General features: G+C 64.0%; 9 protein-coding genes. 6 read left to right on the forward strand and 3 right to left on the reverse strand.

The genetic code is table 11. From position 1 onward, the window contains the following. The first annotated feature begins 21 nt into the window (after positions 1-21). From M1L53_RS19225 to M1L53_RS19235, 3 genes are all read left to right on the forward strand, one after another. Positions 22-498, forward strand: a complete 477-nt coding sequence (locus M1L53_RS19225) for an OsmC family protein (protein WP_007727816.1) — start codon at positions 22-24, stop codon at positions 496-498. After that, positions 491-1,525 (forward strand): nucleoside hydrolase, encoded by a 1,035-nt coding sequence (locus M1L53_RS19230; protein WP_007727817.1) that lies wholly within the window; start codon positions 491-493, stop codon positions 1,523-1,525. Before M1L53_RS19225 ends, M1L53_RS19230 begins: the two co-directional genes overlap by 8 nt. Positions 1,526-1,755: 230 nt before the next feature. Continuing rightward, positions 1,756-2,703 (forward strand): sulfite exporter TauE/SafE family protein, encoded by a 948-nt coding sequence (locus M1L53_RS19235; RefSeq protein ID WP_054188232.1) that lies wholly within the window; start codon positions 1,756-1,758, stop codon positions 2,701-2,703. 62 nt (positions 2,704-2,765) lie between these two features. On the opposite strand, the gene meaB is transcribed toward M1L53_RS19235, so the two are convergent. The 3 genes from meaB to mutA are packed head-to-tail and all read right to left on the reverse strand — an operon-like array spanning position 2,766 to position 7,920. After that, entirely contained in the window at positions 2,766-3,758 is a 993-nt protein-coding gene (gene meaB / locus M1L53_RS19240) for a methylmalonyl Co-A mutase-associated GTPase MeaB (RefSeq protein ID WP_003945003.1), read from the reverse strand. A gap of 17 nt (positions 3,759-3,775) precedes the next feature. Then, on the reverse strand, positions 3,776-6,028 hold the full coding sequence (scpA, locus tag M1L53_RS19245; protein ID WP_003944912.1) for a methylmalonyl-CoA mutase: 2,253 nt from the start codon (positions 6,026-6,028) through the stop codon (positions 3,776-3,778). Continuing rightward, complete coding sequence (gene mutA, locus M1L53_RS19250; RefSeq protein ID WP_054188231.1) at positions 6,025-7,920, reverse strand: methylmalonyl-CoA mutase small subunit; 1,896 nt, start codon at positions 7,918-7,920, stop codon at positions 6,025-6,027. Before mutA ends, scpA begins: the two co-directional genes overlap by 4 nt. Positions 7,921-8,343: 423 nt before the next feature. On the opposite strand from mutA, the gene M1L53_RS19255 reads away from it, so the two are divergent. The 3 genes from M1L53_RS19255 to M1L53_RS19265 are packed head-to-tail and all read left to right on the forward strand — an operon-like array spanning position 8,344 to position 10,298. After that, positions 8,344-9,051 carry a TVP38/TMEM64 family protein gene (locus M1L53_RS19255; RefSeq protein WP_007727829.1) on the forward strand — a complete coding sequence of 236 codons (708 nt, stop codon included), beginning with the start codon at positions 8,344-8,346 and terminating at the stop codon, positions 9,049-9,051. A gap of 31 nt (positions 9,052-9,082) precedes the next feature. Then, complete coding sequence (locus M1L53_RS19260; RefSeq protein ID WP_054188230.1) at positions 9,083-9,679, forward strand: hypothetical protein; 597 nt, start codon at positions 9,083-9,085, stop codon at positions 9,677-9,679. A gap of 55 nt (positions 9,680-9,734) precedes the next feature. Continuing rightward, entirely contained in the window at positions 9,735-10,298 is a 564-nt protein-coding gene (locus tag M1L53_RS19265) for a hypothetical protein (protein WP_261949254.1), read from the forward strand. The last annotated feature ends 59 nt before the right edge of the window (positions 10,299-10,357 follow it).

A 10,357-nucleotide genomic window follows, 5' to 3' on the forward strand; every position in this document is an offset into this window, starting at 1 on the left:
CATTCAGGGCAAGATGGACCTGTGAAGTCACATACCTACACACTCGACCTTCAGTGGACGGGCGATCTGGGAACCGGAACGTCCAGCACGCAGGGATATTCGCGCAATCATGCAATATCCGCGGTCGGAAAGCCGGAACTTCTCGGCAGCTCCGATCCCTCGTTCCGCGGTGACGCGCAGCGATGGAACCCCGAGGAACTGCTCGTTGCCTCCCTCGCCCAGTGCCACATGCTCTGGTACCTCGGTCTGGCAGCTGCCGCTGGGGTCGTCGTTCTCGACTACAGCGATCAGCCGGTCGGCAGCATGATCGAGGAATCCGATGGCGGCGGCCAGTTCATCGAGGTGACGTTGAATCCGACGGTGTTGGTCGCGGAGGCGTCGATGGTCGAGAAGGCCCAGGAGCTTCACGGCCCCGCACACACGAAGTGCTTCATCGCTCGGTCGGTGAACTTCCCCGTCCTGCATTCCCCGACGATCCTGGTGGCCACCGATGAGTGACATGCACAAGCTCATCGTCGACGTCGACACCGGTATCGACGACTCGTTGGCGCTTCTCTATCTCCTTGCCAGCCCCGAAGCCGAGATACTGGGGATTGCGAGCACCGCCGGCAACGTTCCGGTGGAACAGGTCGCGGCCAACAACTTGAACTGGCTTGCGCTCTGCGGCGCCCCGGACATCGAGGTTGCACTCGGCGCCCGCGAGCCATTGGTCATACCGTTGCGCACCACCGAGGAGACTCACGGTCCGCAAGGAATCGGCCATGCGGTCCTCCCCGATTCGGGTCGCAAGCGCTCGGTCCGAACCGCCACCGACCTCTGGGTGGATCTCGTCCGGGAGTACCCCGGACAACTCACCGGGCTGGTGACGGGGCCGCTCACCAACCTGGCCTTGGCGATCAGACGTGAACCCGATCTGCCGTCTCTGCTGAAGCGACTGGTAGTGATGGGTGGGTCGTTCAACTATCCGGGCAACACGACGCCGACCGCGGAGTGGAACGTCTCGGTCGATCCGCACGCGGCCAAGGAGGTGTTCGACGCGTTCTCCGTCGTACCCGCGCACCGGCGCCCGATCATCTGCGGCCTCAACGTCACCGAATCCATCGAGATGTTCCCCGAACATGTGCGTCGGCTCGCCGAAGCTGCCGGGAGCACCCCGGAAGAGATCATCTCGCCTGACGACGGTCCCGACGTCCGCAGTTCCGCGTCCAACAGCGTGATCAGGCATATGTCCGACGCAATCCGGTTCTACATGGAATTCCATCGTGAATACGACCAGGGATTTCTTGCTCACATGCATGATCCCTTCGCTGCTGCCGTCGCGCTCGATCCGAGCCTGGCGACGCTGAAACCGGCAACGGTAGATGTCGAAACCGAGAGTCCACTGCTGATCGGAACGACGGTTGCGGACTGGGTCGGGCACTGGAAGCGTGAGCCCAACGCGGATATCGCGGTCAGCACCGATCCGGCGGAATTCTTCGATCGACTTGTCCACCGAGTGGGAAATTACGCCCGCGTCGTGGGTTGACCGAGCCGGGCACCGGCTATGCTCGCATGGACAGAACACCAACGAACGAGAACAAAGGACCTGACGTGCAGATTTCCAGCCACGATGCCTCCCCGGCATTTGCGCTCGGATTGATGGCGTTCTGGCCCACTCGTCGTAGCGCATGCTTCGATCAGGCGTGTTGCTGAGCGGCGATTCTCGCTGCCTGCACCCCTGACTTTGTCGCTTCTTCGCTCGGAGTCTGTCTTCTCATGTTCAACCTTCTTTTGTTCACCTTTGTCGGCGTCGGCGCCCAGCTCGTCGACGGCGCCCTCGGTATGGCCTTCGGTGTCACCGCAACCACTCTGTTGATGATCGGTGGCCTCGGTCCGGCTCAGGCCAGCGCCGCTGTTCACCTGGCCGAGGTCGGCACCACCCTCGCTTCGGGTGTGTCGCATTGGAAGTTCAAGAACATCGACTGGAAGCTCGTCGCCAAGCTCGGTGTGCCCGGCGCAGTCGGTGCATTCATCGGCGCAACTGTGCTCTCGGGTCTGTCCACCGAAGCGGCAGTCCCCATCACGGCGACGATCCTGCTGGCCATCGGTATCTATGTGGCACTACGCTTTTCGGTCCGCCCACCGGCCGTCGCGGACGCTCGTACCACCCCGCACACTGCACGTTTCCTGTCCCCACTCGGCCTGTTCGGTGGTTTCATCGATGCATCCGGCGGTGGTGGTTGGGGTCCGATCACCACCAGCACGCTGCTCTCACGAGGAAAGACCGCGCCGCGCACCGTGATCGGCTCGGTCAGCGCCTCGGAGTTTCTGGTCGCGTCAGCCGCGTCGCTGGGATTCCTTGTCGGATTGGGACGTGAGTCGGCGGGAAACCTCCTCGTTGTCGCCGGTCTCGCGCTCGGCGGTGTCATCGCAGCTCCGTTCGCGGCGTGGCTGGTCAGCCGCGTACCTGCAACCTTGCTCGGAACGGCGGTGGGCGGCGTCATCGTGTTGACCAACGCACAGAAGCTGTTCAAATCCTTCGACATCACCGGGGCGGTCACAGTGGCCGGTTACCTGACCATTCTCGGCGCGTGGGCAGCGCTGCTGTTCTACGCGTGGAAGCGGTCCACGCTCACCCCGGCCGAGGCAGAAGGCGATTTCACGGGAGTCGAACTCGCTGTCGAGACCGAACTCACCGAGCCTGCAGTCAAACGCGAACGATAGCTCGTCACAGAAGAAATCCCGGGTATCCGCGCTCGGATACCCGGGATTTCGTTCTTTCCGCGCTAGTTGCTTCCGTCGAACGCGTCGAGAATTCGCCCCGCCGCCAACGCTGCCGTCAGTGAACCGTCACGCACGCTCTGCTCGACGTCGGCCCGGATCGCACGCACCCGATCGTTGCTCGAGAGCCTGCGTAGCAGCTGATCGTTGACCATCGTCCAGGTCCAATCGACCTGTTGCTTGCGACGCTTCTCCTCGAACTGTCCCGCTTCGGTGAGCACCTCACGGTGTTTGGTGACAGTTCCCCAGAACTCGTCCAGCCCGACACCTTCGAGACCGCTCATCGTGATGACGGGCGGCTTCCAGATGGCGTCGTGCGGGTAGATCAGGCGAAGCGCACCCGCCAATTCACGGGCAGCGCCCTTTGCCTCGCGCTCATGCTTGCCATCGGCCTTGTTGACCGCCACCAGATCTGCGAGCTCGAGGACACCCTTCTTGATGCCCTGGAGCTGATCACCGGTACGAGCGAGGGTCAGGAACGTGAAGCAGTCCACCATGTTGGCAACAGTGACTTCGGACTGGCCGACACCCACCGTTTCCACCAGGATGACGTCGAAACCGGCAGCTTCGAGAAGCACGATGGTCTCGCGGGTTGCCTTGGCAACACCACCGAGCGTGCCGGACGTCGGTGACGGCCGGATGTACGCATTCGGTTCGACGGTGAGCCGAGCCATGCGTGTCTTGTCGCCGAGAATCGAGCCGCCGGTGCGGGTGGACGACGGATCGACCGCCAACACCGCAACCCGATGTCCCTTGCCCAGCAAGTACATTCCGAGCGCGTCGATGAAGGTCGACTTGCCGACGCCGGGAACGCCGGTGATGCCGATCCGGTGCGCTCCCCCGGCCTCCGGCAGCAACTTCAGTAGAAGTTGCTGCGCGAGGGCCCGGTGGTCGTCGCGGGTGGACTCGACGAGGGTGATCGCCCGAGCGAGGCCGGCACGCTGATTTCCGCGCACCGCCTCGGCGAGGGAATCAATGTCGATGGGCTGACGTGCCATCTTCAGTGACCCCCTTCTCAGCTGTTGTCGTGACCCAGTTGGGCGGAGAGCTTCTCCAACAATCCGCTGGCAGCGTCGGCGATGACGGTGCCGGGCGGGAAGATGGCAGCAGCGCCGGCCTCGTAGAGTTCGTCGAAGTCACCGGGCGGAATGACGCCGCCGACGACGATCATGATGTCGGGACGACCGGCCGCAGCCAGAGCCTCCCGCAGCGCCGGCACCAAGGTCAGGTGACCGGCGGCCAACGACGACACACCGACTACGTGGACGTCGTTGTCGGCCGCCTGATTGGCGACCTCTTCGGGGGTCTGGAACAGCGGTCCGACGTCGACGTCGAATCCGATGTCCGCGAAGGCGGTGGAGATGACCTTCTGGCCACGGTCGTGACCGTCCTGGCCCATCTTCGCGACGAGGATGCGGGGACGACGTCCCTCGTCCTCGGCGAACTTCTCGACCAGTTCCATCGCCTTGCTGATGTTGCTCACCGTTCCTGCCTCGTCGCGGTACACACCACTGATGGTGCGGATCTCGGCCTGGTGGCGTCCGTACACCTTTTCGAGGGCGTCGGAAATTTCGCCGACGGTAGCCATCGCGCGGGCGGCGACGACAGCGAGGGCGAGGAGGTTGTTCTCCATGCCGCCTTCGGTGGATGCGGCAGCGCGAGTGAGGTTCGCCAGTGCGGCCTCGACGGCTTCCGGATCACGTTCCGCGCGAAGGCGAACCAACTTCTCGAGCTGTTCCTTGCGGACCTTGGAGTTCTCGACCTTGAGAACTTCGATGGTGTCGACCTCGTCGGGAACGTACTTGTTGACGCCGACGAGCGGCTGCCGACCGGAGTCGATGCGTGCCTGGGTGCGGGCGGCAGCTTCCTCGATGCGCAGCTTCGGGATGCCTTCGTTGATGGCCTGAGCCATTCCGCCGGCTTCCTCGACCTCTTCGATGTGCTTACGAGCCCGGTTGGCGAGTTCGTTGGTGAGCCACTCGACGTAGTACGAGCCACCCCACGGGTCGATGGGACGCACGGTGCCGGATTCCTGCTGCAGCAGCAACTGGGTGTTACGGGCGATGCGGGCGGAGAAGTCCGTCGGCAATGCGATCGCTTCGTCGAGTGCGTTGGTGTGCAAGGACTGAGTGTGGCCCTGGGTGGCAGCCATGGCTTCGACGCAGGTACGCGGAACGTTGTTGAAGACGTCCTGCGCGGTCAGGGACCAGCCGGAGGTCTGCGAGTGGGTACGCAGCGAGAGAGACTTCGCGCTCTTGGGATCGAACTTGGCGACAAGCTCGGCCCACAGGAGGCGTCCGGCGCGGAGCTTGGCGACCTCCATGAAGAAGTTCATGCCGATGGCCCAGAAGAAGGACAGGCGAGGTGCGAACTTGTCGATGTCCATACCGGCGTCGAGGCCGGCGCGGATGTACTCGACGCCGTCGGCGAGGGTGTACGCCAGTTCCAGATCGGCCGTCGCTCCGGCTTCCTGGATGTGGTAGCCCGAGATCGAGATGGAGTTGTACTTCGGCATTTCCGCGCTGGAGTACGCGAAGATGTCCGAGATGATCCGCATCGAGGGCTTCGGCGGATAGATGTAGGTGTTACGAACCATGAACTCTTTGAGGATGTCGTTCTGGATCGTTCCGGCCAGCTTGTCCGGAGTGACACCTTGCTCGCCTGCCGCAGCGACGTACAGCGCGAGAATCGGCAGCACGGCGCCGTTCATCGTCATCGAGACCGAGACCTGCGAGAGGTCGATTCCGTCGAAGAGCTGACGCATGTCGAGGATGGAATCGATTGCGACACCGGCCATTCCGACGTCACCGGCAACGCGAGGATGATCGGAGTCGTAGCCGCGGTGTGTGGCGAGGTCGAAGGCGACCGAGAGACCCTTCTGACCGGCCGCGAGGTTACGACGGTAGAACGCATTCGACTCCGCGGCAGTGGAGAATCCGGCGTACTGGCGAATGGTCCACGGCTGGTTCACGTACATGGTCGGGTACGGACCACGCAGGAACGGCGCTGCGCCCGGGAAGCTGTCGAGCGGGTAACCCGACTCGGCGGCGGCCGTGCGGTCCGCACCGGTGTACACCGGCTTGACGTCGATGCCTTCGGGGGTGGACCAGACAACCTGCTCGGCGGCGTAGTTGTTGGCGTTGGCGCCCTCTTCGATGAGCGCCTGGGCCTGCTCGACCGACGGCGGTGTGGGTGCCGGAGACTGCGGGTCCTCGAGTGGGACCTCGGCGAAACTGCCGATCACGTGCTTGACCTCTCGTGTCGTCACTTGGAGCTTCCCGTCTCGATGAAGTCGAGCAGTTCGGTCAGAGCCGACACTGCGTCGATGCGGGCGGTGAGGAATCCGTCCGGGCGAGAATCGCCGGTCGCGTCGGCGACTGCCTTTTCCGGTCCTGCGAGCAGCACCTTGGTGATGCCGGCGGCGCGAAGTTCGGCGACGGCCGCTGCGGCGCTCTCGCCGTAGCGCTTGTCCGTGCCGCACAGCACGGCGACGGTGGCACCGGAAGCCTTGACTGCAGCGGAGATGGCCTCGGCGCCCACCTCGAGCGGGCCGGGGTTGACTGCATCGATACCACCCGAAGCGAGCAGGTTGGACGCAAACGTGGTGCGCACGTTGTGTTCTGCAACCGAGCCCAGCGGCGCGAGAAGCGCAGTGGGACGGGCGCCGCCGGCGGCGAGGAACGCGTCCGAACGGTCACGAAGCGCTTCGAATGCAGCTGCGTAGCGGGCGACGGACTGGCCAGGCTCGACGGCTTCGGCGGACAGCGGCGTTTCGCCGAGGTTCGGGAACTCGTTGACACCGGTGACCGTGGTCTTGCGGTGTGCGATGTCGGAGTCGCGCTTGGCCTTGGTAGCGGCGATGCGACCGGAGACGATTCCCGCTTCGAGTGCCGCCAGATATCCGCCGGCTGCTTCGATTTCCTGGAAGAACTCCCACGCGGTGGCGGCGATCTGCTGTGTCAGGTCCTCGACGTACCAAGACCCGGCCGACGGATCGAGGACACGGCCCAGGTGCGACTCCTCGAGCAGGAGCAGCTGTGTGTTGCGCGCGATGCGCGAGGAGAAGGACTTGCTGACACCGAGGGTGCCGTCGGCCAGGGCGACGTCGAACGGAAGAACAGTCACTGCATCTGCTCCGCCGACGCCGGCGCCGAATGCAGCGAGGGTCGTGCGCAGCATGTTCACCCAGGGATCACGCTGAGCCATCATCGCGGCGGAGGTGACTGCGTGCTGCGGCGCTCCACCAAAATCGGAAGCTCCGCAGACCTGGGCGATGCGTGCCCATACGAGACGTGCGGCGCGGAACTTCGCGATGGTCTGGAACTGATCGTCGGTTGCCGCGTAGCGGAAAGCCAACTGCGACAACGCAGCACCGATGGTCAGGCCGCTCTGGGCGGTGAGTGCACGGAGGTACTCGAGGCCGGCGGCGATTGCGGCTCCGAGTTCTTCGGCGTCGCCGGCACCCGCGTTGTGAAAGGCCGTGCCGTCCACGGTGATCGCGTGCACGGTTTCCGCACGAGCGGCGGCGAGGGCGGCCAACTCGACTGCGCCTGCAAATTCGACGTCGGCTGCGCCGGAGAACGAACTGGTCAGCGGTGCTGCACCGAGGTGAACTCGGATACTGCTGCGATCGCTGACACCGTCGCCGGCTTCGCTGCGTGCATCGAGGAGTGAGATGAGTGCTCGGGCTGCATCGTTTGTCGCTGCGCCTGCATCGAGCGTGAGCGGTGCGAGGTCGAGAAGCACGCCCTCGAGCGCAGCGGCGAGGTCGGTGACCGGAACGCCGTCGGCGCCCACCTTCAACCAGAGTGCGCTGACTCCGTTTTCGAGGGCGTCCAGGATGGCGCGATTGGTCTCGGCCGCCGAGGCGGTTCCGAAAGCAGCGGAAACCAACCAACCGGCATTGACATCACGGTGAGCGTCGACGCCACGCACGTACGGAAACGTGCCCGGCAAGCTCTGCTCGGGACGCTCGTCGCGTGGGCTGTAGAGCGGTGCGACAGTGACACCGTCGTAGGTGACGGTTTCGAGCAGTTTCTGTGGCTCGGGGCCCAGTTCTGCCGCATCGACTCTGCGGGACTTGGCGAGCACACCGGCTACGGAGCGCTGCCACTCCGCGTACGCCTGCTCGACAGCCTCGGCTTCTGAAGCTAATGACACTGTGTCCGCTCCCTCTCATTTTTTGCGTGAGCGCTTTACCGATAATCGGATTTGTTCGTTAGTTCTGTGATGCTAACCCGCGGTTGAGCCCAGATATCGTGAGGATCACGTCATGTTCTTCACAGGGCTGTTCGTGGCCACTTTCCGACCGGCCGGGCGACGTGCGGATTCGGTCGTTCGTGCACGTGTAACCGGCCCTTACCTAGCGATTGTTCAGCATGTTTGCGGGTTACCCGCGAGTTCGTTTCACTGGCCGGGACTGCAGGTGAAGGCCACTCCGAAAGCCTAGTGGTTTTCGTCACAGCGCCGTTTCATTGTCGCCTGGAGCACGTCGCTTTCCCGCCCCCGTGGCGATGTTCGACTCACGATTGCGGGTCGGCAGTCGGCCCGGTTCACCGTTCGCAGGTAGCCTTGTGACCTGTGATGGGACGCCTGCTGGACCGAAGATTGATCGCAATAGTCCTGGTAGTGCTCGCTTTGTTCCTCGCAGCCCTCCTCGCCCCACATCCCACGGTGTCCCAGGTGCGAGAGTGGGCGGACTCGGTTGGCCCGGCGTTTCCCCTCGTGTTCTTCCTGGTTCATTCGATAGTCACCGTCGCGCCGTTCCCGCGCACCGTCTTCACGCTCAGCGCGGGGGTTCTTTTCGGCTCGGTGACCGGCATCGCTCTTACCGTGGCGGCAACGACTGTGAGCGCCGTTCTGGCCCTCTACCTGGTCCGCGCCATCGGCCGCGACGTCGTGTGGCAACGGATTTCGAGTCCGACGATCCGGCGGGTGGACGAGCGGATCGAAAAGCGGGGGTGGCTGGCCGTCGGCTCTCTGCGCTTGATCGCGTTTGTCCCCTTCTCGGTGGTGAACTACTGCTGCGGCATTTCGTCGATCCGGATCGTGCCCTACATCCTTGCCACCGTCGTCGGCATCTTGCCCGGCACTGTTGGGATTGTCGTTCTGGGCGATGCGCTCTCCGGCGAAGCCGATCCTCGTCTCCTGATTCTGTCCGGGATCTGCATTGCGATCGGCATCGCCGGTCTGGTGTTCGACGCTCGCCGTCAGCCTTCACCGGGCGAAACCATCGTTGACAACGGTCAACCCCAAGAGGTTGATTTGATTGAGTCAACCCAAAACGATTGACTATTGAAAGTCAACTATCTAGCATTGACTAATGTTTGTACTGACGGTGGATCAGCGAGGTAGCCGACGGGATGTCGACCGCGTCGGGGACATCATCGACGACATGGCCGATCGCAGGCTCCTGCGGCTGTTCGAGCGCACAGCGGGCGACGAGATTCAAGCGGTGACCGACGATCCGGCGCTACTCGTCCTCGTCGCACTCGAGCTGATTCGGCGCGAGCACTGGAGTGTCGGGATCGGGATCGGTCCCGTCGAGCAGCCTCTCCCACGGCAGACCCGGGCCGGACGCGGACCGGCATTCGAAGCTGCTCGGATCGCCGTCGAGCGAGCCAAGCGAGCTCCGGCCAGAATTGCCGTCGAACAGGCGCCGGCGGATAGCTCACGCGACGAACTCGCCGCAGATGTCGATGCCGCGTTCACCTTGCTCGGAACGATCGTCACGAGACAGACGAAGGACGGACGCGAAGCCATCGCCCTGATGGACAGCGGACTCACTCAGGTCAGCGCAGCGGCCCACCTCGGAATCACCAAACAGGCCATGTCCAAGCGACTCCTGACAGCCGGGTGGCACGCAGAACTCGCCGGGCGCAGACTCGCAGAACGACTTTTGGTCAGACTCCAGCCCTAGACTGCTCACGCTCGCACCGGTACAAACTCGTCGACACAGCAGGGGGCTCGAATACATGGTCGTTCTGGCGTTGATCGCGCTCGCCGTCGCCGCCGCGGCACCAGCAGTTGCAGCGGCACTGGGACCGCTCAGTCGTGGTCGACTCGAAGTCCCCGAATGGGCGTCGTCCGTGGTGGCTCTTCCGGCGCTGGGTGTTGCCGCACTGGCATCGACCCGAACGACCCCGGTCACCGGTTTCGCTCTCGGGGCGACGCTTGTCCTGTGCGTACTTGCCGCCGCCACGGCCGGTGCACCGTTGGTACTTGCCACCTTCAAGATCGCTCGTCGCCAACCGGACGGGAGCCCGGCACCGGACGCCAGACCTCTTCGCGGCGGACGTGTGATCGGCATCCTCGAACGGCTCGCGGTGGCGGCATCGATTCTCGCAACCTGGCCGGAAGGCATCGCGATCGTCTTGGCAGTCAAGGGGCTCGCGCGGTACCCGGAACTTCGCGAACCTCATGCGTCCGAGCAGTTCATCATGGGAACCTTCGTCAGTGTCCTCTGGGCGATCGCCGTATGCGGAACGGGACGGGGCCGCCACACGGGTGGGTTTATTGGCCCGGCCCCACAAACTTAGCAACCAGAGGGGTCGTAATGCGCGGGGCCCCCCCCGGGGGCGGGCCCCGGGGCGGGGAC

It is taken from the genome of Rhodococcus sp. T9N (assembly GCF_024436645.1).
GTDB classification, from domain to species: Bacteria; Actinomycetota; Actinomycetes; order Mycobacteriales; family Mycobacteriaceae; genus Rhodococcus_F; species Rhodococcus_F qingshengii.

Bases quoted from the DNA above. Each gene is read 5' to 3' on its own strand.
- M1L53_RS19230 (WP_007727817.1), top strand. From the start codon at position 491: ATGAGTGACATGCACAAGCTCATCGTCGACGTCGACACCGGTATCGAC.
- M1L53_RS19235 (WP_054188232.1), top strand. From the start codon at position 1,756: ATGTTCAACCTTCTTTTGTTCACCTTTGTCGGCGTCGGCGCCCAGCTC.
- meaB (WP_003945003.1), bottom strand. From the start codon at position 3,758: ATGGCACGTCAGCCCATCGACATTGATTCCCTCGCCGAGGCGGTGCGC.
- M1L53_RS19255 (WP_007727829.1), top strand. From the start codon at position 8,344: ATGGGACGCCTGCTGGACCGAAGATTGATCGCAATAGTCCTGGTAGTG.
- M1L53_RS19260 (WP_054188230.1), top strand. From the start codon at position 9,083: ATGTTTGTACTGACGGTGGATCAGCGAGGTAGCCGACGGGATGTCGAC.
- M1L53_RS19265 (WP_261949254.1), top strand. From the start codon at position 9,735: ATGGTCGTTCTGGCGTTGATCGCGCTCGCCGTCGCCGCCGCGGCACCA.